General features: G+C 50.3%; 15 protein-coding genes. 7 read left to right on the top strand and 8 right to left on the bottom strand.

Going from position 1 to position 26673, the window contains the following annotated elements; all coding sequences use genetic code 11:
* Nucleotides 1-20: 20 nt before the first annotated feature.
* The 4 genes from srfAB to V7728_RS11100 all read left to right on the top strand — a co-directional run bounded on the left by srfAB (nt 21) and on the right by V7728_RS11100 (nt 16835).
* Nucleotides 21-10781: a surfactin non-ribosomal peptide synthetase SrfAB gene (gene srfAB, locus V7728_RS11085; protein ID WP_099566388.1), complete on the top strand. Its 10761-nt coding sequence runs from the start codon at nt 21-23 to the stop codon at nt 10779-10781.
* Between the two features lie 34 nt (nt 10782-10815).
* The gene (gene srfAC / locus V7728_RS11090) at nt 10816-14652 is read left to right on the top strand and encodes a surfactin non-ribosomal peptide synthetase SrfAC (RefSeq protein WP_099566389.1); all 3837 of its coding nucleotides are present in this window, start codon (nt 10816-10818) and stop codon (nt 14650-14652) included.
* A 19-nt stretch (nt 14653-14671) separates the two neighbouring features.
* Nucleotides 14672-15403, top strand: a complete 732-nt coding sequence (gene srfAD, locus V7728_RS11095) for a surfactin biosynthesis thioesterase SrfAD (RefSeq protein ID WP_012116775.1) — start codon at nt 14672-14674, stop codon at nt 15401-15403.
* A gap of 121 nt (nt 15404-15524) precedes the next feature.
* Nucleotides 15525-16835 (top strand): aminotransferase class I/II-fold pyridoxal phosphate-dependent enzyme, encoded by a 1311-nt coding sequence (locus V7728_RS11100; protein WP_052827033.1) that lies wholly within the window; start codon nt 15525-15527, stop codon nt 16833-16835.
* 34 nt (nt 16836-16869) lie between these two features.
* On the opposite strand, the gene V7728_RS11105 is transcribed toward V7728_RS11100, so the two are convergent.
* Nucleotides 16870-17265, bottom strand: a complete 396-nt coding sequence (locus tag V7728_RS11105) for a YcxB family protein (protein ID WP_335371365.1) — start codon at nt 17263-17265, stop codon at nt 16870-16872.
* Between the two features lie 139 nt (nt 17266-17404).
* Nucleotides 17405-18367: a DMT family transporter gene (locus V7728_RS11110; RefSeq protein WP_079891480.1), complete on the bottom strand. Its 963-nt coding sequence runs from the start codon at nt 18365-18367 to the stop codon at nt 17405-17407.
* A gap of 118 nt (nt 18368-18485) precedes the next feature.
* Here V7728_RS11110 and V7728_RS11115 point away from each other — a divergent pair, with 118 nt between their 5' ends.
* Nucleotides 18486-19796: an aminotransferase-like domain-containing protein gene (locus tag V7728_RS11115; protein ID WP_099566390.1), complete on the top strand. Its 1311-nt coding sequence runs from the start codon at nt 18486-18488 to the stop codon at nt 19794-19796.
* On the opposite strand, the gene V7728_RS11120 is transcribed toward V7728_RS11115, so the two are convergent.
* From V7728_RS11120 to V7728_RS11145, 6 genes are all read right to left on the bottom strand, one after another.
* Nucleotides 19791-20465, bottom strand: coding sequence for a 4'-phosphopantetheinyl transferase family protein (locus tag V7728_RS11120; protein WP_099566391.1), 675 nt, complete (start codon nt 20463-20465; stop codon nt 19791-19793). The genes V7728_RS11115 and V7728_RS11120 overlap by 6 nt on opposite strands.
* Before the next feature lie 98 nt (nt 20466-20563).
* Nucleotides 20564-21175, bottom strand: a complete 612-nt coding sequence (locus V7728_RS11125; RefSeq protein ID WP_023356699.1) for a YczE/YyaS/YitT family protein — start codon at nt 21173-21175, stop codon at nt 20564-20566.
* Nucleotides 21176-21292: 117 nt separating this feature from the next.
* Nucleotides 21293-22036, bottom strand: coding sequence for a cystine ABC transporter ATP-binding protein TcyC (tcyC, locus tag V7728_RS11130; protein ID WP_012116781.1), 744 nt, complete (start codon nt 22034-22036; stop codon nt 21293-21295).
* A gap of 12 nt (nt 22037-22048) precedes the next feature.
* Complete coding sequence (locus tag V7728_RS11135) at nt 22049-22753, bottom strand: amino acid ABC transporter permease (protein ID WP_003156375.1); 705 nt, start codon at nt 22751-22753, stop codon at nt 22049-22051.
* A complete protein-coding gene (tcyA, locus tag V7728_RS11140) occupies nt 22740-23537 on the bottom strand; it encodes a cystine ABC transporter substrate-binding lipoprotein TcyA (RefSeq protein WP_003156373.1) in 798 nt (265 codons plus the stop codon). The genes V7728_RS11135 and tcyA overlap by 14 nt, the downstream gene beginning before the upstream one ends.
* A 128-nt stretch (nt 23538-23665) precedes the next feature.
* Nucleotides 23666-24538, bottom strand: a complete 873-nt coding sequence (locus V7728_RS11145; protein ID WP_072588787.1) for a LysR family transcriptional regulator — start codon at nt 24536-24538, stop codon at nt 23666-23668.
* Between the two features lie 91 nt (nt 24539-24629).
* On the opposite strand from V7728_RS11145, the gene V7728_RS11150 reads away from it, so the two are divergent.
* Complete coding sequence (locus tag V7728_RS11150; protein ID WP_088005476.1) at nt 24630-25244, top strand: non-oxidative hydroxyarylic acid decarboxylases subunit B; 615 nt, start codon at nt 24630-24632, stop codon at nt 25242-25244.
* A gap of 2 nt (nt 25245-25246) precedes the next feature.
* Nucleotides 25247-26668 (top strand): phenolic acid decarboxylase BsdC, encoded by a 1422-nt coding sequence (bsdC, locus tag V7728_RS11155; RefSeq protein WP_082998962.1) that lies wholly within the window; start codon nt 25247-25249, stop codon nt 26666-26668.
* Nucleotides 26669-26673 lie beyond the last annotated feature (5 nt).

Here is a 26673-nt window from a genome sequence, read left to right on the forward strand (position 1 = left end):
AGAAAAGACAGAGGTGACATATGAGCAAAAAATCGATTCAAAAGGTGTATGCACTCACACCGATGCAGGAGGGAATGCTGTATCATGCGCTGCTTGATCCGCATTCTTCCTCCTACTTCACACAATTAGAGCTTAGGATTCACGGAAGCTTTCAGCTGGAGCTTTTTGAAAAAAGCGTCAATGAGCTGATCCGGACATATGACATTTTGCGTACGGTATTCGTGCACCAGCAGCTTCAAAAACCGCGCCAAGTCGTATTGGCGGAGCGGAAGACGAAGGTGCACTATGAAGATATCAGTCAATTAGATGAATCGCGCCAAACCGAATATATTGAACGCTATAAACGCGGCGTGCAGCAGCAGGGCTTTCATCTGGCGAAAGATATTCTCTTTAAAGCGGCGGTGTTCAGACTCAGTGAGAAGGAGCTGTATCTCGTCTGGAGCAATCATCATATCGTCATGGACGGCTGGAGTATGGGCGTTTTGATGAAAAGCCTGTTCCAAAACTATGAAGCGCTTCGTGCCGGCCGGCCCGCCGGGGGAAGCCAGGGCAAACCTTACTCTGACTATATCAAATGGCTCGGAGGCCGGGATTATGAGGAGGCGGAACAATATTGGAGCAGCCGCCTGGCGGATTTCGAACAGCCGAGCCTGCTCCCGGGCCGTCTGGCAGCAGAAAAGAAAGACTACCAAAATGAAGAATATTCTTTTGTCTGGGATGAAGAGCTGGTCGCGCAGATTCAGCAGACCGCCAACCGGCATCAAGTCACGGGGCCTAACCTGTTTCAGGCCGTTTGGGGTGCGGTGCTCAGCAAATACAACTATACAGACGATGTGGTGTTCGGCACCGTCGTATCAGGCCGTCCTTCAGAAATCAACGGCATAGAAACGATGGCGGGGCTGTTCATCAATACAATTCCCGTCAGAATCAAGATTGACAAAGATGCAGCCTTTTCGGACGTGATGGCGGCAGTTCAGAAAAACGCCGTGGAAGCCGAGCGCTATGATTATGTGCCGCTCTATGACATTCAAAAGCGCTCCGCCCTGGACGGCAGCCTCTTAAATCATTTGGTCGCGTTTGAAAACTATCCGCTGGACAAAGAGCTGGAAAACGGGGGCATGGAGGAAAGACTCGGCTTTTCCATTAAAGTTGAACATGCTTTTGAGCAGACGAGCTTTGATTTCAATCTCATCGTGTATCCGGGAAAAACGTGGACTGTCAAAATCAAATACAACGGAGCGGCTTTCGCTCATGATGCCATCGAACGAACGGCGCACCATCTGACCCGCATGATGAAAGCCGCGGTCGGAACGCCTGACGCGCCCGTGCGGGAACTCGGCCTTGTTTCAGGCGAAGAAGAGCGGCAGATTGTTGAGATATTCAATGATACGAAAACGGTGCTTCCGGAAGAGGAGGCCGTTCACCGTTTGTTTGAAGCACAGGCAAACCGGACGCCTGCAAGCATCGCGATAAAAGAAGCGGGACGCGAATGGACCTACCGTGAAGTGAACGAAGCGGCCAACCGCCTGGCGAGACACCTTGTGAAGAGCGGGCTGGAAAAAGGCCGGACCGCTGCTATTATGAACGACCGGTCTGCGGAAACCGTTGTCGGAATGCTTGCCGTCCTAAAAGCAGGCGGCGCATATGTGCCGATTGATCCGTCTTTTCCGGAGGACCGTCTCCGCTTTATGGCGGAAGACAGCTCGATTCGGCTCGTGCTGACAGTTCAGGACTATCAAGAACAAGCGGGTGCATTGCAAGTCCCGGTCGTCATGCTGGATGAAAGCGCGGATGAAACGGTAAGCGGAACAGACTTGAATCTTCCGGCCGGTGGCAACGACTTGGCGTATATCATGTATACATCCGGATCGACCGGCAAACCGAAAGGCGTCATGATTGAACACAGAAATATCATCAGGCTCGTCAAACATTCGAATTACGTGCCGGTTCATGAAGAAGACCGGATGGCGCAAACGGGAGCCGTCAGCTTTGATGCCGGAACCTTCGAAGTCTTCGGCGCATTGCTGAACGGAGCGTCATTGCACCCGGTGAAAAAAGAGACGCTGCTTGACGCCGGACAATTCGCCCAATTTCTGAAAGAGCAGCGGATCACGACCATGTGGCTGACGTCTCCGCTGTTTAATCAGCTTGCCCAAAAGGATGCCGGCATGTTTAACACGCTCCGGCACCTCATCATCGGCGGTGATGCGCTTGTGCCGCATATTGTCAGCAAAGTGAGAAAGGCATCACCGGAGCTGTCGCTTTGGAACGGATACGGGCCGACGGAGAATACGACGTTTTCGACGAGTTTTCTCATTGATCAGGATTATGACGGTTCGGTCCCGATCGGGAAGCCGATCGGAAATTCCACTGCGTACATTATGGATGAAAACCGCAACCTCCAGCCGATCGGCGCGCCCGGTGAGCTGTGCGTCGGCGGAAGCGGAGTGGCAAGAGGCTATGTGAACCTGCCTGAATTAACGGAGAAGCAGTTTGTCCGCGATCCGTTCAGACCGGATGAAATGATATACCGGACGGGGGATTTGGCGAAGTGGCTTCCGGACGGCACGATCGAGTTTCTCGGCAGAATTGACAACCAAGTAAAGGTCCGCGGTTTCAGAATCGAGCTCGGCGAAATCGAGGCGAAAATCAGCCAGGCGGAGAATGTGACGGAATCTGCGGCTGTGATCCGGAAAAATAAAGCGGATGAAAATGAAATCTGCGCTTACTTTACGGCAGACCAAGCTCTTTCGCCGGAAGACCTGCGCAAAACGCTTTCGGAATCACTTCCGGAATATATGATTCCCGCGCACTTCATCCAGATGAATCAGTTTCCGCTGACGGCGAACGGAAAAATTGATAAAAAAGCGCTACCTGAGCCTCAGGCTGAAGCCGTTCAAAAAGAATACGTAGCGCCGAAAACGGAAGCGGAGCAGAAACTCGCTGACATTTGGGAAGGCATTCTCGGTGTAAAAGCGGGTGTGACTGACAATTTCTTCACGATTGGCGGACATTCTTTAAAAGCCATGATGATGACCGCTAAAATCCAGGAGCACTTTCAAAAAGAAGTACCGATTAAAGTGTTATTTGAAAAGCCGACCATTCAGGAGCTTGCGCATTATTTGCAGCATGAGAGCGAGGAGGAGCAGCAGTTTGAACCGATCCGACAAGCGCCTTATCAGAAGCATTATCCTGTTTCCTCAGCACAGCGCAGGATGTATATCCTTAATCAGCTCGGACAGGCCAGCACGAGCTACAACGTCCCTGCTGTACTTTTGCTGGAAGGGTCAGTAGACAAAAAGCGTCTTGAGGAGGCCATGCAGGCTTTAATCAACCGTCATGAGACCTTGCGTACGTCGTTTGACATGGCAGATGGAGAAGTCGTGCAGACCATTCACAAAAATGTGTCGTTTGAGCTTGAAACCGCCGAGGGCCGGGAAGAAGATGCAGAAGAGCTGACAAAAGCCTTTATCAGGCCGTTTGCGCTCAACCGCGCGCCGCTTGTCCGTTCGAAGCTGATCCGGCTTGAAGAAGACCGGCATCTTCTGCTGATTGACATGCACCACATTATTACGGACGGAAGCTCAATGGGCATTTTCATCGGTGATCTTGCGAAGCTTTATCAAGGCACGGAGCTTGCGCTGCCAAAGATTCATTATAAGGATTTTTCAGTCTGGCAGCGTGAAAAAGCAAATCTCGACCAGCACGAAGCCTACTGGCTTGATACGTTCAAAGGCGATCTGCCGGTGCTGGATCTGCCGCTTGATTTCCCGCGTCCTGCCGAGCGCAGTTTTGAAGGGGAACGCGTCATCTTCGGGCTTGATAAACAGGTGACGGCGCAGATTAAGAAGCTGCTGGCTGATACAGATACGACGATGTACATGTTCTTGTTAGCCGCTTTTCAAGTGCTGCTGTCCAAATATTCGGGGCAGGAAGACATCATAGTCGGGTCTCCGGCGGCCGGAAGACAGCATCCTGATCTCCAAGACGTGCCGGGCATGTTTGTCAACACAGTTGCGCTTCGGTCGCATCCTGCCGGCAAAAAAACGTTCAAACAATTTCTGGATGAGGTGAAAACAGCGAGCCTTCAAGCTTTTGAGCATCAAAGCTATCCGCTTGAAGAATTAATTGAAAAACTGCCGTTAACGAGGGACACAAGCCGGAGTCCGCTGTTCAGCGTGTTATTTAATATGCAGAACATGGAGATCCCGGCTCTGCGGCTCGGAGATTTGGAGATTTCTTCTTACTCCATGCATCATCATGTCGCTAAATTTGATCTTTCCTTAGAAGCGGCTGAACGCGGAGAAGAGGTCGGATTGAGCTTTGATTACGCGAAAGCCTTATTTGCGGATGAAACCATCCGCCGCTGGAGCGCTCATTTTGTCAATCTGATTAAAGCCTGCGCTGACAATCCGGATATTCAGCTGGCCGACGCAAGCCTGCTGTCCGCTCCTGAACGGGAAGCGCTCCTTTCTGATGAAAAACGTACGGAAGCGGATCTGCCTGAGGGCACTTTTGTTTCGCTGTTTGAACGGCAAGCGCAAAAAACGCCTGATCTCACGGCGGTTGCGGGCGGAATAAGTCTGACATATCGTGAGCTTGATGAACGCTCGAACCGGTTTGCCCGCCACCTTCAGGCTTGCGGAACGGGCAGTGAGGACATCGTAGCCATTATGATGGATCGTTCGGCCGACTTGATTACCGCGATTCTCGGCGTCATGAAAGCCGGAGCGGCATTTCTCCCGATTGATCCGGAGACTCCTGAAGAGAGAATCCGCTACTCTCTTGAAGACAGCGGAACGAAGCTTCTGGTCGTCAATGAAAGAAACATGACCGCGGCCGCCGTTTATAAAGGAAAAACGGTCGTAATGGAAGACGGAGAATGGCAGAACGAAAGCGCCGGCCGGCTTGAAACGGAGCCCGGCGCCGACCAGCTTGCATATATCATTTATACCTCGGGAACAACGGGCAAACCGAAAGGCGTCCAGCTGGAGCACCGCAATCTAATCAATTATGTCACATGGTTCAGCCGTGAAGCCGGTTTGACCGAAGCTGACAAATCTGTGCTGCTGTCTTCTTACGCATTTGATCTCGGCTATACGGCCATATTCCCGATTCTTCAGGCGGGCGGCGAGCTGCACATTGTGCCGAAAGAGACGTACACCGCGCCTGATCAGCTTGGTGAGTATATACAGAAAAACGGCATTACGTATATGAAACTGACGCCGTCATTGTTCCATATGATCGTCAATACAGCCCGTTTTACGTCAGAACGCCGTTTCAGCCCGCTTCGTTTAGTGGTGCTCGGCGGAGAAAAGATCATCACGTCCGATGTCCGCAAGTTTCATGACGTATACGCCCATACCGACTTCATCAATCACTACGGGCCGACGGAAACGACGATCGGCGCCATTGCCGGACGGATCAATATGGAGCGCCTTGATCAATATGAACAGCGTCCCGTCATCGGCCGCCCGATCGCAAATACCGGCGCGCTTGTATTGGACGGAGCAATGCAGCTCGTTCCTCCGGGCGCAAGCGGCGAGCTTTATATTGCCGGGAAGGGGCTTGCAAGGGGATATCTTCACCGTCCGCAGCTGACGGCGGAGAAATTTCTCTCAAATCCTTTTTCACCGGACAGCCTGATGTACAAAACGGGAGATGTCGTCCGCAGGCTTCCTGACGGGCCGATTGAATTTATTGGCCGTGCGGATGATCAGGTGAAAATCCGGGGCTACCGCATTGAATTAAAAGAGGTTGAAACTGTGCTGTTAAGCGTAAACGGCATTCAGGAGGCGGTCGTTCTCGCAGTCAGCGAAGGCGGGCTGCCGGAACTGTGCGCGTATTATAAAGCCGACAGCGAGCTGAAAGGCTCTGAGCTTCGCAAACGGCTTTCCGAAACACTGCCGTCTCATATGCTTCCGGCTTATTTCATGCAAGTAGACCGCATTCCGCTCACAGCCAACGGAAAAACCGATAAAAACGCCCTTCCGAAACCGGGCGTCAGCCAAACGGCGCAAACAGTTTCAGCCTTGCCGGAAACGGAATTGGAGGAAAAGCTGTGCCGCATTTGGAAACAGACACTCGGTACGGATACGCTCGGCATCGACGATAATTTCTTCGATTACGGCGGGCACTCTTTAAAAGGCATGATGCTCCTCGCCAATATTCAGGCTGAACTGGACAAAACGGTTCCGTTAAAAGCGCTGTTCGAACAGCCGACTGTCCGCCTGCTTGCCGCATATATCGAAAAATCAGCGGTATCTGAGGGATATCGGATGATCTCACCGGCCGACAGTGCAGACGCGTACCCGTTATCATCCGCCCAAAAACGGATGTACGTCCTGAACCAGCTTGACCGGGAGACAATCAGTTATAATATGCCGTCCGTTCTTCTGATGGAAGGAGAAGTCAATATTTCAAGGCTTCAGGAAGCGCTCAATCAGATGATCAATCGCCACGAGTCTTTGCGGACGTCCTTTATCGATCAAAACGGCCGCCCGATGCAGCAGATCGCAGAACAGGCTGACATCGACCTGCACATCTTTGAAGCAGCAGACGAGGAGAAAGCGGATCTTATCATTCAGGCATTCATTAAGCCGTTCGATCTGAGTGCGGCTCCGCTCATTCGGGCCGCTCTTGTCAGACTGAATGAAAAGAAACACCTGCTGCTGCTGGATATGCATCATATTATTGCCGACGGCGTGTCCAGAAGCATGCTGGTCAAAGAGCTCGCTCATCTTTACAAAGGCGGAAGCCTGCCGTCGCCGAACCTGCACTATAAAGACTTCGCCGTCTGGCAGAATGAACCCGAGCAGGCCGAACGGATGAAAGACCATGAGCGTTATTGGCTCTCCGCATTTTCCGGCGAGCTTCCTGAATTGAATCTGCCGACCGATTTCCCCCGTCCGCCGGTTCAAAGTTTTAAAGGACAATCCGTCCGTTTCAGAGCGGGGCGTGAAACGGAAAAAGCGGTGCGTGAATTAATGGAATCATCGGGAGCGACTCTTCATATGGTGCTTCACGCCGCGTTCCATGTCTTTTTGAGCAAAATCACGGGGCAGCGCGATATCATTATCGGCTCGGTGACCGCCGGAAGAACGAGCGCCGAAGTTCAGGAAATGCCGGGGATGTTTGTCAATACGCTTGCGCTTCGCAATGAAACGCGAAAAGAGCAGACCTTCGCCGGGTTGCTCGAACGGGTGAAACAAACCAATCTCGACGCGCTGGCGCATCAGGATTATCCGTTTGAAGATCTGATCGGAAAGCTTGACCTGCCGAGAGATATGAGCCGTAACCCATTGTTCCAGGTGATGGTGACGACAGAAGATCCGGATAAAGAAACACTGGAACTGGAGAACCTGCGCATCACTCCGTATGAGTCAAACCAAGGCACGGCGAAATTCGATCTGACACTCGGCGGCTTTACGGATCAAGAAGGTCTCGGCCTTCAGTTTGAATATGCGACTGATCTGTTTAAAAAAGAAACAATTGAAAAGTGGAGCGCCGGGTTCCTGCGGATTCTGAAGCAAGCGGCAGAAAGTCCGGACAGAAAGCTGCCTGAGATTTCACTGATCAGCGATGCTGAAAAACAAGCCCTCCTCAACGCATGGAAAGGAAAAACAATTTCTGTGCCGCGGGACAAAACGGTTCACCGTCTCTTTGAAGAAACGGCCGCCCGCTACGCGAACCGGCCGGCCGCGGCATACAACGGCGCGAAATGGACGTACGGCGAGCTGAACGCAAGGGCGAACCGGATCGCGCGCATTCTCATGGACTGCGGCGTCACGGCTGACGAACGTGTCGGCATTTTGACGAAACCGTCCTTGGAAATGGCCGCGGGCGTACTCGGCGTCCTGAAAGCAGGCGCGGCATTTGTGCCGATTGACCCCGACTACCCGGAAGAGCGCATCAGCTACATTCTGCAGGACAGCGGCGCCAAGCTTCTTCTCACACAGGAAGCGCTCGACGTGCCGGAAAGCTACAACGGAGAAACGATTCTGCTTGACGGCAGCCGCTCCATTCTGAGCCTGCCGCTTGATGAAAACGATGAAGCGAACCCGCAGACGGAAACAACGGCGGATCATCTCGCTTATATGATTTACACGTCAGGAACGACCGGACAGCCGAAGGGTGTCATGGTCGAACACCATGCGCTGGTGAACCTGTGCTTCTGGCATCACGACGCATTCGCCATGACGGCGGATGATAAAAGCGCCAAATACGCGGGCTTCGGTTTTGACGCCTCCATCTGGGAGATGTTCCCGACATGGACCATCGGCGCGGAGCTTCATGTCATTGACGAAGCGATCCGGCTGGATATCACCCGCTTAAATCACTATTTCGAAGAGCACGGCGTGACCATCACCTTCCTGCCGACGCAGCTGGCCGAACAATTTATGGAGCTGGAAAATACCTCTCTCCGCATGCTTCTCGTCGGCGGCGACAAGCTGAAGCGGGCGGTGAAACAGCCGTACACGATCGTCAACAACTACGGCCCGACGGAAAACACCGTCGTCGCGACAAGCGGCGTCATCAATCCGGAGGAAGGATCGCTTTCGATCGGACGGGCGATTGCCAATACGAGAGTTTATATTCTCGGCGACGGCGATCAGGTGCAGCCGGAAGGCATTGCCGGTGAATTGTGCGTGGCCGGCCGCGGTCTGGCGCGCGGATACCTGAACCGTGAAGAAGAAACGGCGAAGCGGTTTACCGCAGATCCGTTCGTGCCTGGCGAGCACATGTACCGGACCGGCGACCTCGTCAAGTGGAACGCGCAGTGCGGCATCGAATACATCGGCCGTATCGACCAGCAGGTCAAAGTGCGGGGCTACCGGATCGAGCTTTCAGAAATCGAAGTCCGCCTCGCCCAGCTTGCGGATGTTCATGACGCAGCGGTGACGGCCGTGGAAGACAAAGCGGGCAATACCGCGCTTTGCGCCTATGTCGCGCCTCAGCAGGACGATATTGAAGCGCTCAAAGCCGCGCTGAAAGACACGCTGCCTGACTACATGGTGCCGGCGTTCTGGGTGGAGATGGACGAGCTTCCGGTCACCGCAAACGGAAAGATTGACAAAAAAGCCCTGCCGGCGCCTGACATTGAAGCGGGAAGCGCCGCGTACAAAGCGCCGGAAACGGAGATGGAGACGCTGCTTTCCGACATTTGGCAGGAAGTGCTCGGTCTTGACCGGATCGGCGTAAGCGATAATTTCTTCACGCTCGGCGGGGACTCGATCAAAGGCATCCAAATGGCGAGCCGCCTGAACCAACACGGCTACAAGCTGGAGATGAAAGATCTCTTCCAGCACCCGACCATCGAAGAGCTCGTCTCGTATGTGGAGCGGACGGAAGGCAAGCAGGCCGACCAAGGCCCTGTCGAAGGCGAAGCGGACTTAACGCCGATCCAGCGCTGGTTCTTTGAACGAAACTTTACCGACAAACACCACTGGAACCAATCCGTCATGCTTCACGCGAAAGACGGCTTTGATCCGGACCTGGTGGAAAAAACCCTGCAAGCATTGATTGAACACCATGATGCGCTCCGCATGGTTTACTGTGAAGAAAGGGAAGGCATCATTCAGACATACCTCCCTGTCACAGAATGCAAGGCAAGCTTTGAAATCGTTGATCTGTACGGAACTGACGAGGATATGCTGAAAAGCCAGATTCAGCGGCTTGCCGATCATCTTCAGGGAAGTCTGGATCTGGAGAACGGCCCGCTGTTAAAAGCGGAGCAATACCGGACAGAACAAGGCGATCATCTGTTAATCGCGATTCACCATCTCGTCGTGGACGGGGTTTCATGGAGAATTCTGCTTGAGGATTTCGCTTCAGGTTATAAACAGGCGCAGCAGCAAAACAGCATCGTCCTCCCGCAGAAAACCCACTCCTTTAAAGATTGGGCGGAGGCGCTGAACACATTTGCGCAATCAGAAGAGCTGAAAAAGCAGGCGGCTTATTGGGCGCAGGCAGATACGGAAGAACTCCGGCCGCTGCCGAAAGACCATGATCCGAACAAACGGCTCGTCAAACATACGGCGGCCGTGAAATGTGAATTGACTGAGGAAGAAACGGCACAGCTGCTCACAGATGTTCATCATCCGTACGGAACGGAAATCAACGACATTCTGCTCAGCGCGCTCGGCTTAACGATCGGTGAATGGACGGAAAACGGCAAAGTCGGCATCAACTTAGAAGGACACGGTCGGGAAGAAATCATACCGAATGTCAATATTTCACGGACGGTCGGCTGGTTTACGGCCCAATATCCTTTGATTCTGCAGATCAGCAAGGAAGACGGCGTCTCTTCCGTCATTAAAACGGTAAAAGAGACGGTGCGGCGAGTTCCTGATAAAGGCGTCGGTTACGGGATTCTCCGGTATCTGTCATCCGATGAAACAGAAAAAGGCGCCGCGCCTGAAATCAGTTTTAACTACTTGGGGCAGTTTGACAATGAAGTGAAAACGGAATGGTTTGAGCCGTCTCCATATGATATGGGACGTCAAGTCAGCGAAGAGTCAGAGGCGTTATACGCACTGAGCTTCAGCGGGATGGTTACAGGCGGCCGCTTCGTCATTTCCTGCTCATACAATCAGGAAGAATATGAAAGAAGCACCGTCGAAACACAGATGCAGCGGTTTAAAGACAATCTCTTAATGATCATCCGCCATTGCACGGCCAAAGAGGAGAAAGAATTTACGCCGAGCGATTTCAGCGCGCAGGATCTTGAGATGGATGAAATGGGAGACATCTTTGACATGCTTGAGGAGAATTTAACGTGACAAAAACAGATAACAGAAGGGGGGAGCGGAGCAGATGAGCCAATTCAGCAAAGATCAGGTTCAGGACATGTATTATTTGTCGCCGATGCAGGAGGGAATGCTGTTTCATACTCTCCTGAATCCCGGCCAAAGTTTTTACATCGAACAAATGACAATGAAAGTAAAAGGCAGCTTGAATATCAAAAGCCTTGAAGAAAGCATGAATGTGATCATGGACCGGTACGATGTATTTCGTACCGTGTTCATTCACGAAAAAGTAAAAAGGCCGGTCCAAGTCGTATTGAAAAAACGGCAGTTTCAGATAGAAGAAATCGATCTGACACATGTAACGGACAGCGAGCAAACAGCCAAAATCAATGAATACAAAGAACAGGATAAGATCAAGGGCTTTGATTTGACGCGGGATATTCCGATGCGGGCAGCCATTTTTAAAAAATCGGAAGAAAGCTTTGAATGGGTGTGGAGCTACCACCACATCATTTTGGACGGCTGGTGCTTCGGCATCGTCGTGCAGGATCTGTTTAAGGTATACAATGCCCTGCGTGAACAAAAGCCGTACAGCCTGCCGCCGGTCAAACCGTATAAAGACTATATCAAGTGGCTTGAAAAGCAGGATAAACAAGCATCACTGCATTACTGGCGCGGGTACTTAGAAGGTTTTGAAGGACAAACGACATTTGCGGAGCAAAAAAAGAAACAAAAGGACGGCTATGAGCCGAAAGAGCTGCTCTTCTCACTGCCGGAGGCGGAAACAAAAGCATTTACCGAGCTTGCAAAATCGCAGCATACCACTTTGAGTACGGCGCTGCAGGCGGTTTGGAGTGTATTAATCAGCCGCTATCAGCAGTCCGGCGATTTGATCTTCGGCACAGTCGTTTCCGGGCGTCCCGCAGAAATCAAAGGCGTTGAACATATGGTCGGGCTGTTTATCAATGCTGTCCCGAGGCGGGTGAAGCTGTCTGAGGATACCACATTTAACGGCTTGCTCAAGCAGCTGCAGGAGCAATCGCTGCAGTCTGAGCCGCATCAATATGTACCGCTCTATGACATCCAAAGCCAGGCCGATCAGCCAAAGCTGATTGACCACATCATTGTGTTTGAAAATTATCCGCTTCAGGATGCAAAAAATGAAGAGAACAGTGAAAACGGCTTTGATATGGAGGATGTACACGTTTTTGAGAAATCGAATTATGATCTCAACCTGATGGCTTCTCCAGGTGATGAGATGCTGATTAAGCTTGCCTATAACGGGAATGTGTTTGATGAGGCGTTTATCCTGCGCTTAAAATCTCAGCTTCTCACAGCGATTCAGCAGCTCATCCAGAAGCCGGATCAGCCTGTCAATACGATCAGACTTGTTGATGAAAAGGAAAGAGAGCTTCTGCTTACCGGCTTAAACCCGCCGGCTCAGACTCATCAGGCGAAGCCTCTGACAGATTGGTTCAAGGAAGCGGTGAATGTAAATCCAGATGCACCGGCGCTTACGTATTCCGGCCAGACTCTTTCCTATCGTGAATTAGATGAGGAAGCGAACCGTCTTGCGCGCCGTTTGCAAAAGCAAGGTGCGGGTAAGGACACTGTTGTCGCGTTGTACACGAAGCGCTCGCTTGAGCTGGTGATCGGCATTCTCGGCGTATTAAAAGCGGGAGCGGCTTATCTGCCGGTTGATCCGAAGCTGCCGGAGGACCGAATCTCGTACATGCTGGCTGACAGTGCGGCAGCCTGTCTGCTGACACATCAGGAGATGAAAGAAAAAGCGGCTCAGCTGCCGTATACAGGAACAACACTCATCATCGATGATCAAGCACGGTTTGAGGAACAGGCAAGCGATCCTGCAGCCGCAATTGATCCCGATGATCCGGCGTATATTATGTATACGTCCGGCACAACCGGAAAGCCGAAGGGCAATATCACCACTCATGCCAATATTCAAGGATTGGTCAAGCATGTAGACTACATGGCATTTTCAGAAAAAGATACGTTCTTATCTGTTTCCAATTACGCCTTTGACGCATTTACCTTTGATTTCTACGCATCAATACTGAATGCGGCACGGCTCATTATCGCAGATGAACATACACTGCTTGATACAGAACGGCTCACTGATCTGATCCGGCAGGAGAATGTCAATGTCATGTTTGCGACAACCGCACTTTTTAATCTTCTCATCGATGCGGGAGAGGAGTGGCTGAAGGGGCTTCGCTGTGTGTTATTCGGGGGTGAGCGCGCGTCAGTGCCTCACGTCAGAAAGGCGCTTGAGATCATGGGGCCCGGCAAGCTGATTAATTGCTACGGGCCGACTGAGGGAACGGTGTTTGCGACAGCTCACGTCGTGCATGATATACCGGATTCCCTTTCCTCATTGCCGATCGGAAAGCCGATCAGCAATGCCAGTGTTTATATTCTTAACGGGCAAAATCAGCTTCAGCCGTTTGGAGCTGTCGGTGAACTGTGCATCAGCGGAATGGGTGTATCAAAAGGGTATCTGAACCGTCATGACCTGACGAAGCAAACGTTTATCCCAAATCCGTTCAAGCCGGGAGAAACGCTTTACCGCACAGGGGATTTAGCACGCTGGCTGCCGGATGGAACAATTGAATACGCCGGGCGTATTGACGACCAGGTCAAAATACGCGGACACCGGATTGAGCTTGAAGAAATCGAAAAGCAGCTGCAGGAATACCCGGGTGTGAAAGATGCGGTCGTTGTTGCAGACCGCCATGAGTCTGGAGATGCATCAATCAACGCCTACCTCGTGAACCGGACGCCGCTTTCAGCTGAAGACGTAAAGAGGCACCTGAAAAAACAGCTTCCTGCTTACATGGTGCCGCAAACCTTTACTTTCTTAGAGGAGCTTCCTTTAACGACAAACGGGAAGGTCAATAAACGGCAGCTGCCGAAACCGGATCAGGCTCAGGCGGCCAAAGAATGGATCGGGCCTCGAAACGCGACGGAAGAAACGATTGCACACATCTGGTCCGACATCCTCGGCAGACAGCAGATCGGGATTCATGATGATTTCTTCGCGCTCGGAGGCCATTCCTTAAAAGCGATGACGGCAGCGTCGCGCATTAAAAAAGAGCTCGGTACGGACATTCCGGTGCAGCTGTTATTCGAAGCGACGACAATTGCAGACATTGCCGGTTATCTGCTTCACGGTGAAGAAAAAGGAATGAAAGATCTCACCATCATGAATAAAAATCAGTCTGACACACTGTTTGCGTTCCCGCCGGTTCTCGGTTACGGGCTGATGTACCAGCCGCTGGCAAAACAGCTGTCCGGCTATAAAATCTGTGCGTTTGATTTTATTGAGGAAGACAACCGCATCGAACGCTACACAGAGCTGATCAATCAGCTCCAGCCGGAAGGACCGGTCAAGCTGTTCGGATACTCGGCAGGCTGCACGCTCGCCTTTGAAACGGCCAAACGCCTTGAAGCAGGGGGCCGTAAAGTGGAGCGGCTGATCATGGTTGATTCCTATAAAAAACAAGGCGTCAGCGACTTGGAAGGCCGCACCGTAGAAAGTGATGTCCAGGCGCTGATGAAGGTAAACCGGGACAATGAAGCGCTGAATGACGAAGCTGTCAAAGAAGGTCTCGCCAAAAAAACAAACGCGTTTTATTCTTATTTCGTGCATACCGTCAGCACCGGCACGGTCAATGCGGATATAGATCTTTTAACGTCAGAACCGGACTTTGCGATGCCGCCGTGGCTCGCTTCGTGGGAAGAAGCCACGACAGGTGAATACCGTGTGAAAAAAGGCTGCGGCACGCACGCAGAAATGCTTCAGGGAGAATGTCTCGAAAGGAATGCGGCATATTTGCTCGAATTCCTAAAGAAGGAACATCTGAAGCTGACAACTTCACGATAGAAAAGGAGGAAGCCCGCCAATGGTCCAGCTCTTTAAATCGTTCGATACCACAGAAAAAACGCAGCTCATCTGTTTTCCGTTCGCAGGAGGCTATTCCGCATCATTCCGCCCGCTCCACACCTATCTTCAAGGTGAGTGTGAGATGCTTGCCGCGGAACCGCCGGGACACGGAACAAATCAAATGTCCGCCGTTGAGGATTTTGAACAGCTTGTCAGTTTATACAAGCAGGAGTTGAATCTCCATCCCGACCGCCCGTTTGTGCTGTTCGGCCACAGTATGGGAGGCATGGTCGCTTTCAGGCTGGCGCAAAAGCTGGAGCGGGAGGGCATTTACCCGCAGGCCGTGATCATCTCAGCCATTCAGCCGCCGCATGTGGAAAGGAAAAAAGTGTCTCATCTTGATGATGAAAAATTTCTCGCCCATATTATCGAGCTTGGCGGAATGCCGCAGGAGTTAGTGGAGAATAAGGAGGTCATGTCATTTTTCCTGCCTTCTTTCAGATCCGACTACCGCGCGCTTGAAAGCTTCCGTCCGTCTGATTCTCACATCATTCAATCACCCGTCCATATATTTAACGGGCGGAAAGATAAAAAATGTATCAAAGATGCGGACGGATGGAAAAAATGGGCCGACAATCCCGTATTTCATGAGTTTTCGGACGGCCACATGTTCATATTAAGTGAAACTGAAAAAGTGGCGGAACGAATCTATGAGATTATTAACAGGAGCACTGCAGGCCAATTGTTATAGGATATGACAGACAGCATTCGCTGTCTGTTTTTTGTAACAAAATCTGCCCGCGAGTTTTCTCATTTATCAAAAATTTTATGTTATGATTTGATGGAATATAATTTTGAAGGGATTGTCGTACATGAATGATGCAGCAAAAGAGCTGAACAGAACATTATCTGAAGAAAACCCGCACGTGCTTCAAATGCTTTCTGATTTGGGCAGAGAGTTGTTTTATCCGAAAGGGGTGCTGACACAATCGGCGGAAGCGAAAGCCAAGGCCGGAAAGTATAATGCCACGATCGGGATTGCCACCTCACAGGGCGAGTCCATGCACTTTTCTCATATTCAAGAGACACTGTCCGCCTATAACCCCGATGATATCTACGATTATGCTCCGCCGCAGGGAAAAGAGCCGCTCAGACAGGAATGGCTGAAAAAAATGCGTCTCGAAAATCCTTCATTAGCCGGCAAAGACATCAGCACGCCGATCGTGACAAACGCTTTAACACACGGGCTGAGCATCGCCGCCGACTTGTTCGTCAATGAAGGGGATACGCTGCTTCTGCCTGATAAATATTGGGGAAATTACAATTTCATTTTCGGTGTCCGGCGCAAGGCATCCATTGAGACGTACCCGCTTTTTCAGCAGGATGGGCGTTTTAATGCGGCGGGGCTGTCCGAGCTGCTGAAAAAGCAGGAAGAAAAGGCGATTGTCGTGCTGAATTTCCCGAATAATCCGACAGGCTACACGCCGGGAGAAGAGGAAGCGGCAGAAATCGTCAGCGTGATCCTGGAAGCGGCGGAGGCTGGCAAAGAGATTGTCGTGCTCGTAGACGATGCGTATTACAATCTGTTTTACGATGAAACGGCCATTCAGGAATCCATCTTCAGCAAACTCGCCCAAGTGCACGACCGGGTGCTTTGCGTAAAAATAGACGGCGCGACGAAGGAAAATTACGCGTGGGGTTTCCGCGTCGGTTTTATTACGTACAGCACAAAAAGCGAAAAAGCGCTGCGCGTGCTTGAGGAAAAAACAAAAGGGATTATCAGGGGAACGATTTCAAGCGCCCCGCACCCGTCCCAAACGTTTATGCTGCGGGCGATGCAGTCACCGGAATACGAGAAAGAAAAATCGCTGAAGTATAACATCATGAAAAAACGGGCTGACAAAGTGAAAGCCGTTCTTGCAGAAAACAAGCACTATGAAGACGTATGGACGCCTTATCCGTTTAACTCGGGTTATTTCATGTGTGTCCGGCTGAAAGACATAAACGCCGGCGAATTGAGAGTATCGTTGCTTGAAAAGAGAGGAATCGGGACGATATCCATTAATGAAACCGATTTGCGAATCGCATTTTCATGTGTTGAAGAAGAACACATCGCGGATCTGTTCGAAGAAATTTATCAAGAAGCAAAGCAGCTGCAGAAACAGGCGGAAATATCAGGCTGATAAAAAAGGAGGGGGGCACCCTCCTTTTTGTCTTTTATTCTGTTACATTTACTTTCTCATTCACATTTTCCCGGAGCATTTGCCTGAAAACGGCGATATCTTTTTGCGAATAGAAAAGTCGTTTCGGCAGCAGAAGTGTTCCGTAACCCGATGTTTGTAATCGAAACATATCTTTGTGCTCCCTAGCCGAGAGCAGTTCATCCCATTCAAAAAGAATGCTTGCGTTTTTTTGTTTTTGGCTGATTCCGAGCTGATGAATCGTAATACTTCTGGCAGATTTCAGCCCCTGATTCGTTTTGTATGTTCTGTAAAGACGGAAGAATGAGATTGCCGTTGCGATCACCGTGACTGCCAAAGAGAGAATCACAGCTGCAAGGAAATTCAGGAGAGCTCTGACGCCCCATGTGCCGCCTGTAACCGGGCCGTTCATTCAAAACAGATGGCAGAAGCCAGCAGCATAATCAAAAAACAGACAGCCGCGGATTTTCCTTGATGATAAGCAAAGTGTTTTCTTACATCGGCAAATGTTAAGCAGCCCGCGAGATAGATATTTTCATTTCGTGTGTTGATCATATTCCGTCTACGTTTCCTTTCATTTTTTCCCTATGTCGTAATATGCTTTTTTTCCTCCGTCCTGAAGCATTGCTTCCCAAGACTCCGATGACGATACAGACGGCGCCGGCGATATGATACCAGCGGAGTGACTCATGGAGAACGAGGACACCCGCAAGCATCGTCACGATGACGGACAAATTGTTAAAGGCGCTCATCTTAAACGCTTCAATCTTGGACAGCGCGTAGTTTGACATCAATGATGTAATGAGAGAAGACAAAATGCCTAAATACAGAATCGCTGCGATAAAACCGGGATCGCGGAAGGGCAGAAAATACTGCCCGATCGTTCCTTCCGCTCCGTGCCGGAAGAGAGCGATGCAGTTGAAGGAAGCAAAGCCGATCGCAGACATGCACCAGGTCAGCTCACCCAATGAAAAACGCTGGGTCGTGCGTCTCGCTGCCGTATTGTAAAGGGCGGAGGACAGCGCGGACAACAGGATCAGGAAAGCACCTTTAAAACTCGCCGATTCCGCGGACACCCCTTTCATTGTGAAAATAAATACCACCCCGGCCACTGACAGGCATGTGAATCCCTTTTGCGCCCATGTCGGACGTTCCTTTAAAAAGTAAGACGAAAACAGCATCGTAAAAATCGGGATGGCGGCTTGAATGATACCGGCTTCCGATGATGAAGAATACAAAAGGCCGAACGCCTGAAAACTGAAAAACAAAGCCGGATATAAAAGGGCCAAAGGCAAGATCGCCAGCACATTCTTCCAGCTGACGGACAGTTTGATCCAGCCGAATAAAACAGGAAGCATTGCACAGATGAAGGCCGCTGTGAACCGATGAGCCAATATATCAAACGGATTGGCGGATTGAAGCGCAATCTTGACAAATATAAAGGAAAAACCGATAATCAGCGCATTTAAAATGGCAGCGAGGTAAGCAGCAGCCAAACGGTTTTGATTAATCATCTTTACGAACTCCTTTAATGAGATCGAGCGCCGGCCGCTCCCTTTTATTGTATGGGAAGGGAAGAAGCAGTACAATGAGAATAATGATAAACTGTACCGGTACAGATGGAGGTTCAGCATGGAAAAGTATATGAACGTGATGATAGAAGTGGAGAGTCTCATTGAAGGCGGCACTTTTCAGGAAGGGGCGCGGCTGCCTTCTATCAGGCAGCTGGCCGAGCGTTTTCACGTCAGTAAAAGCACCGTCATCCGTGCGCTTCAGGAGCTTGAAAAACGGCACATTATTTATGCCGTGCCGAAAAGCGGCTACTATCTTATTAAAAATGACAAAAAGCAGGAGCGAGAACAAACAGGTATCATTGATTTTGCAGCCTCGGCGCCGGACCCTGATATTTTTCCGTACCGCGACTTTCAGCATTGCATCAACAAAGCCATTGATATGTATAAAAATGATTTGTTCATTTACGGCACGCCGCAGGGGCTTCCGTCTTTAATCCGGGTGCTTCAGACGCTGTTATCCGATTATCAGGTATTTGCAAAAAAGCGGAACATTTTTATCACCTCGGGTGTGCAGCAGGCGTTATCCCTGCTGTCTCTGATGCCGTTTCCGAACGGAAAAAAGAAGATTTTAATCGAACAGCCGGGCTATCATCTGATGGTGGAGCAGCTTGAAGCGCTGCGCCTTCCCGCCTGCGGCATTAAACGGACGGCTGAGGGGCTTGATATGGCGGAAGTCGAGCGGCTGTTTCAGACGGAGGAAATTAAGTTTTTTTACACGATGCCCCGATTTCATAATCCGCTCGGCAGCTCTCTGACAGAATGGCAAAAACGAGAGCTTGTCCGATTAGCGGAGGCGTATGACGTTTATTTGGTTGAGGATGATTTCCTAGGAGATTTAGAGGACAATCAGAAGGCAGACCCGCTGTACGCCTACGATCTGTCTTCCCGCGTGATTTATTTGAAAAGCTTTTCGAAAATGATTTTTCCGGGGCTGCGTGTTGGAGCGGCTGTGCTCCCGGATTCGCTGGCCCCGGTTTTCCATACGTATAAAAAGCTGAGCGATATCGACTGTTCGATGATATCCCAAGCGGCCCTTGAAGTGTATATCAAAAGCGGCATGTTCAAAAGGCATAAAGAAAAAATCCGGGCCTCTTACAGAGCACGTTCCGAGCTGCTCCAAAACGCGCTGCAGGAGTACGACGGTTTTTCTGTAAAGCAAACGTCGATCCATACCCATCTCGTGCTGGAGAAAAGCCTTTCCGCTTCAAGAGTTGTGCAGCGTCTGAAAGCGCAAGGCGTGCTGGTGGAGCCGATTGACAGCCATTACCTATCGGATTTTCCGAAAGAAAATATCATCAAACTCAACGTGTCCAACGTCAAGACAGGGGATATCACGCGAGGCATCAAAATGCTGACGGATTGCTTATAACAGCTCTTCATACGTTTTCATCTCAATCCCGTCACAAAAATCGGGATGCGCCGCACAAACGGCCAGCTTATACTCCTCGTCCGCATCATATGTGCGGATGAAACAAGGTTCATGCCCGTCCGGAAGCTCAATGGACACATGGCCGTCGTCTTTGAGGCGGACGCTGAATGAATCAAGCGGCAGGGAAAGCCCTTTTCCGGCCTGTTTGATAAAGCTTTCTTTCATCGACCACAGGTGGTAAAAATAATCGGTCTGCTGATCGGGGTGTTTCGCTTGCAGATCACTGTATTCCGTCGGCGAAAAAAACCGTTTGGCGATATCAATCGTGCCGGGCTTCATTTTTTCAATATCAATGCCGATCGGTTTTGAATCAACGGCGCACACGATCCAGCGACCGGAGTGGGAAATGTTAAAGTGCATGTCCGGAAGCGCGGGGATGTACGGCTTTCCGTATTCCTGAACGCTGAATGAAATCCCGGCCGGATCAAGTCCGTAAGCCTTCGCCGCAGCGGTGCGGATCAGCATGTCGCCGATCAAGGTGCGGTGAGCATCCTCCTTATGGTAAAAGCGCCGGCATTTTTCCCGCTTTTCGGCGGACACGGCCGCCATCATCCGATCCTCTTCCCCTGCAGAAAGCGGGCGGTCCATATATACTCCGTAAATATTCATGTCCAGATCCTCCGTCTGAAAATATTGTCAAAACCATCCTATCATATCAGACGAAAGCTGTCCGAAAAGAAAAAAACAAAACCGTTTCGGCTTTGTTTTTAATGAACGGACGTTGCCCGCCCGGAGATCGCGTATGTTAACAGTTTAGAGGACTGCGGCAAAGAAAAACGCAGAATCAGCCCCGTCAAAACAGCCGTAATAATGGTTCCGGCGCCGATCGGTCCGCCCATCATCCAGGCTGCGGCAAGAATCGTCAGCTCAATGCCGTTCCGCACCCATTGCACGTTCCAGCCCGTTTTTTCAGATATCAGCATCATCAGAGAGTCCCGGGGGCCCGCGCCGAGCCCTGCTGATACGTAAATACCGACGCCGCAGCCGATCAGCAGCAATCCGATAGAAAAACACACGGCCGCTAAGGAAAAAGCGTGCGTCTCAGGAAGCAGAAACGAAAAGAAATCAATAAACATTCCCATCAGCACCATGTTTAAGATAGCGCCGATTTTCGGGAGTGTCCTCGTGAACAGGCAGGTTAAAGCCACAATGACCGCGCCGACCACGATGGACCATTGGCCGACAGAAAGCCCGAAATGCTGAAAAAGCCCATAATGAAAGGCATCCCAAGGGCTGATGCCGAGAGCTTTTCCTTTAATGGTTAACGATACCCCGAAAGACAAAATCAACAGACCGGCAAAATAAAACGTCCAGCGCATCAAGAATTCCCGCTTCAAAGAGGTCCCTTCTTTCATAAAATTTCATTAATTGTCATTGTAGCATAACCGCCAAAAAAAAGAAGAAGCGAAATCAGTGTTTCGCTTCTTCTCCCGCTCCTACAAAGGATTCAGTATACGATTTAAAAACCGCTGCGTGCGTTCTTCTTTCGGCGCGGAGAAAATTTGCTCCGGCGGTCCTTGTTCCACAATGACGCCGCCGTCAATGAAGATGACTTCATCGGCCACTTCCTGCGCGAATTTGATTTCATGGGTGACGACGACCATCGTCCAGCCTTCGTTCGCCAGATCCTTAATCACTTTGAGCACCTCGCCGACCAGCTCCGGATCAAGCGCTGACGTCGGTTCGTCAAACAGCATCAGCTCGGGCTGAATCGCAAGCGCGCGGGCGATGCCGACACGCTGCTGCTGACCGCCGGAAAGCTGGAACGGATATAAATCCATTTTGTCTTTCAGTCCGACTTTTTCCAGAAGCTCCATCGCTTCTTTTCTGACTTGCTCCTTGTCGCGCTTTTGCACTTGAACGGGTCCTTCCATGACGTTTTCAAGCGCCGTGCGGTGAGGAAACAGATGATACGCCTGAAAGACCATGCCTGATTTGCGGCGGAGGCGAAGAATATCAGCCTGCTTCACTTTTTTGGAGAAATCTATTGAAAAATCGGAGAATGCCAGCTCGCCGCGATTGGGGATCTCAAGCGCGTTCAGACAGCGCAGAAGCGTCGTTTTTCCTGAACCGGACGGTCCCAGAACGGCGATGACTTTCCCTTTTTCTATCTCCATATCTATCTTTTTTAAAATTTCATTCTGTCCGAATGATTTATTTAATCCTTTGACGGAAAGCATATCGAAACCTCCTTATTTGGCCACATAACGGTCGAGACGCCGTTCGATCACGTGCTGTACGATTGACAGCAAGAAGCAGATGATCCAATAAATAAAGGCGGCTTCAATATAGATGACCAAGATTTGATCAAGGTTTTGCGCGCCGATTTCCTGCGCTTTTCTGAACAGCTCCGCGACGAGAATCTGTGACGCGAGAGATGTATCCTTGATCAGGCTGATAAATGTATTTGATAATGGCGGAATGGACACGCGAAACGCCTGCGGCAGGATCACGCGGAACAATGTCTTGCGATAGGTCATGCCGATCGTATAACCGGCTTCCCATTGCCCTTTCGGCACGGATGAAATAGATGCCCGGATGATTTCAGAAGCGTAGGCGCCCACGTTTAACGAAAACGCGATGACTGCGCTTGGGAAAGGGTCCAGCGTAATATTAAATGTCGGGAACAGATAAAAAATGATGAACAATTGAACGAGAAGAGGAGTGCCGCGCACCGCTGATACGTATACGCTGAACACCCATCTCAATGGTTTCATATTTGACATTCTGGCGAGCGCCGTAATCAGCGCGATGATCATTCCGAAAATAAAGGAAAGAATGGTAAGGGGAATCGAGTAATAGATTCCCCCGGAAAGAATCGGCCAGAATGACTGCTGCACCAGATCCCAAGGAATGGCTGTTGCAATCACGGGTTCCGGCATGTTACTTAGAAACATCTTCGCCGAACCATTTTTTCGCTATTTTAGAAAGAGTCCCGTCCTCTTTCATTTCTTTTAACGCTTTGTTGACGTGAGTCACAAGTTCGCCGCTTCCTTTTCGGAATGCGAAATACGTCTGCTGCGGCTGGCCTGCTTCAAACGCGATTTTCACGTTTTTATTGCCGGACGTTTTTAAGTAGTTCAGTACGGCAAGCTTATCGTTGTAAGTCAGATCAGCGCGGCCCTGCTGAATGAGCTGAAGGGATTGCGCCATGCCTTCAACGCCTTCAATTTTCGCGCCGGCTTCTTTCGCTAATTTATTGTAATTGCTTGTTAATGACTGAGCCGCTGTTTTTCCTTTGACATCAGCCTCTTTCGCAATCGTGCTGTCTTTTTTCGTCACGACGACTGCATTTGACGTTGTGTATTTATCCGAAAAATCATATTGGTTCTCACGGCCTGTTTTGCCGACTTGGTTGGCAACGACGTCAAACCGTTTCGCGTTTAATCCGGCAAACATGCTGTCCCATTGCGTTTCTTTGAAGTCAGCTTTCAGACCGAGGCGTTTCGCGACTTCTTGAATCACTTCAACATCATATCCGGTCAGTTTGTCAGTCTTTTTATCATGGAAGGTAAACGGTTCGTACGTTCCTTCTGTGCCGACGGTCAGTACGCCTTTTTTCTTGACAGAAGCCCAAAGATCGCCGTCTTTTGACTTAGATCCGCTGTCCTGTGAGTTTCCGCAGGCTGCAAGCATTGCGATGCTGACCATCATGAACAAAGCGAATAATGCTTTTTTCATCTTCTTTATTCCCCACTTTTCTGAGTAGTTTTATTGAGAAAAAATAGCTCCCAATTGTAAAGGATAACTTTTTTTTAGTATGAGTCAAGTAATTGGTTTTCATAAGCGGGAATTCTTCGTGTTCCGGATCAAAATAATGCCAAAAACTGTCTGACCGGCTTCGGCAGATAGCTGTCTTTTCTCCAGATGACGGCCGGTGTCATGACAAACGGGTTGTCTTCGATGATAACCGTTTTGACATGCGAACGCATATGGACGGGAATCATCGTCAAAGGCAGAATTGTGGCGCCGAACCCTGATGATACGAGGCTCAAGAGCGTCGCGGAGTCATGGCATTCACAGACAACCTGAAGGTCGAGACCGTACTGTTCACAAACTTGGAGGACTTGGTCATACACACCTCTTCCATTGACGGTCCGCAAAAGGATCAAAGGCAAAGAGGCGATGTCATTCAGTTTAATCGTTTCACCGCACAGTCGTTTTGAATGCTCGGACAGCACCAATACACACGGAATGTCTTCAAGCTCCTTCGATTCAATGCCGTCGTTTTTAATCAAGGTGGTGGTGACGGCGGCGTCAATCTGCCGGGTTTCCAGAAGCTCGAGCAGTGAGACGGGCTCATCTTCCCAAATGTTAAAAGTGAGATGCGGAAACCGCTCTTTCATCTGTGACACTTTCTCAAGCATGAGCGCGGCGCAGTAAATGGTTGACCCGACGGCAAGTGTCCCGGCCACCTCCTCCTTCAGCTCTTGTACCTCGATTATAGCGTCCTCAAACTTATGAAGAATCTCTTTCGCTCTTTTCAAAAAGACATTTCCTTCATATGTAAGGGTCATTTGTTTCTTTTTATTGCGGTCAAACAGAATGACGCCCAATTCTTCTTCGAGCTGTTTCAGCTGTCTGCTTAAAGGCGGCTGTGCCATATGAAGCTTTTTGGCGGCCGTCGTGATCTTCTGCTCTTGGGCAATGGTGATGAAATAACGCAATTGCCGGATATCCATGAGAACGCGCTCCTTTCTGTTATACCTTTAAGGTATGATACATAGATTTAACGAATATTTTTCATATGGATATATCAGGAGTATGATGGTTTTGACACCACATTTCAAGCGTAAAGGAGGGGTCAATATGAAGCTTGTCATCGGAATGACCGGGGCAACAGGAGCCATATTCGGGATCAGGCTTTTAGAATATTTAAAAGCCGCGGAGATCGAAACCCATCTTGTCGTGTCTCCTTGGGCAAATGTCACCATTACACATGAAACCGATTATACGTTAAAAGATGTCGAGAAACTCGCATCCTATACGTATTCTCACAAAGACCAAGCGGCGGCGATTTCAAGCGGCTCGTTTGAAACGGACGGGATGATCATCGCTCCGTGCAGCATGAAATCACTGGCAAGCATCCGCACCGGAATGGCTGACAACCTGCTGACAAGGGCGGCTGACGTCATCTTGAAGGAGCGGAAAAAACTTGTGCTGCTGACAAGAGAAACGCCGCTCAGCCAAATTCATTTAGAAAATATGCTAGCGCTTACAAAAATGGGTTCCGTCATTCTTCCGCCGATGCCGGCATTTTATAACAAGCCGGCTGACATGGATGAATTGATCGACCATATTGTGTTCCGGACGCTCGATCAGTTCGGCATTCGTCTGCCGGAAGCGAAACGGTGGTACGGAATTGAAAAACAAAAAGGAGGAATCTGATAATGGCCTATCAGGATTTTAGGGAGTTTCTCGCCGCTCTTGAAAAAGAAGGGCAGCTCTTAACAGTCAACGAAGAGGTGAAACCGGAGCCGGATCTGGGCGCCGCTGCGCGTGCAGCCAGCAATCTCGGGGATAAAACCCCTGCGCTTTTGTTTAACAATATTTACGGACATCACCATGCGCAGGTGGCTCTGAATGTCATCGGCTCGTGGCCGAATCACGCGATGATGCTCGGCATGCCGAAAGATACGCCTGTTAAAGAACAATTCTTTGAGTTCGCCAAACGGTACGATGCATTTCCGGTGCCGGTCAAACGGGAAGAAACCGCGCCGTTTCATGAAAATGAAATAACGGAAGATATCAATCTATTTGACATCCTTCCGCTATTCAGAATCAACCAGGGGGACGGCGGCTACTATTTGGATAAAGCGTGTGTCATTTCCCGCGATCTTGAAGATCCGGACAATTTCGGCAAGCAGAATGTCGGCATTTACAGAATGCAGGTAAAGGGAAAAGACCGCCTCGGCATTCAGCCCGTGCCTCAGCATGATATTGCGATTCATCTTCGCCAAGCTGAAGAACGCGGCGTGAATCTTCCCGTTACGATCGCGCTCGGCTGTGAGCCGGTGATTACGACAGCTGCGTCAACTCCGCTGTTATACGATCAATCCGAGTATGAAATGGCCGGCGCGATTCAAGGGGAGCCCTACAGAATCGTCAAATCTAAACTGTCTGATTTAGACATCCCTTGGGGCACTGAAGTCGTTCTGGAAGGAGAGATCCTTGCGGGAGAACGGGAATACGAAGGACCTTTCGGTGAGTTCACGGGCCATTATTCAGGCGGCCGCAGCATGCCGGTGATCAAAATCAAACGGGTATATCATAGAAACAATCCGATTTTTGAACATTTATACTTAGGCATGCCGTGGACGGAGTGCGATTATATGATTGGCATTAATACGTGCGTGCCGCTTTACCAGCAGCTCAAGGAAGCTTATCCGAACGAAATTGTCGCCGTGAACGCGATGTATACGCACGGCCTGATCGCCATTATTTCCACGAAAACGCGCTACGGCGGATTTGCCAAGGCGGTCGGCATGCGCGCCCTGACGACGCCGCACGGACTCGGCTACTGCAAAATGGTCATTGTTGTGGATGAGGATGTCGATCCGTTTAACCTGCCGCAAGTCATGTGGGCGCTCTCAACGAAAATGCATCCAAAACACGATGCAGTCATCATTCCTGACCTGTCCGTCCTTCCGCTTGACCCGGGGTCTGATCCGGCAGGGATGACACACAAAATGATTCTTGACGCCACGACGCCTGTCGCGCCGGAAACAAGAGGCCATTATTCTCAGCCGCTTGATTCTCCGCTGACAACGAAAGAATGGGAACAAAAACTGATGGACTTAATGAATCAATAAGAAAG

This window comes from Bacillus sp. JHAA, from assembly GCF_036961585.1.
Classification (GTDB): Bacteria; Bacillota; Bacilli; order Bacillales; family Bacillaceae; genus Bacillus; species Bacillus velezensis.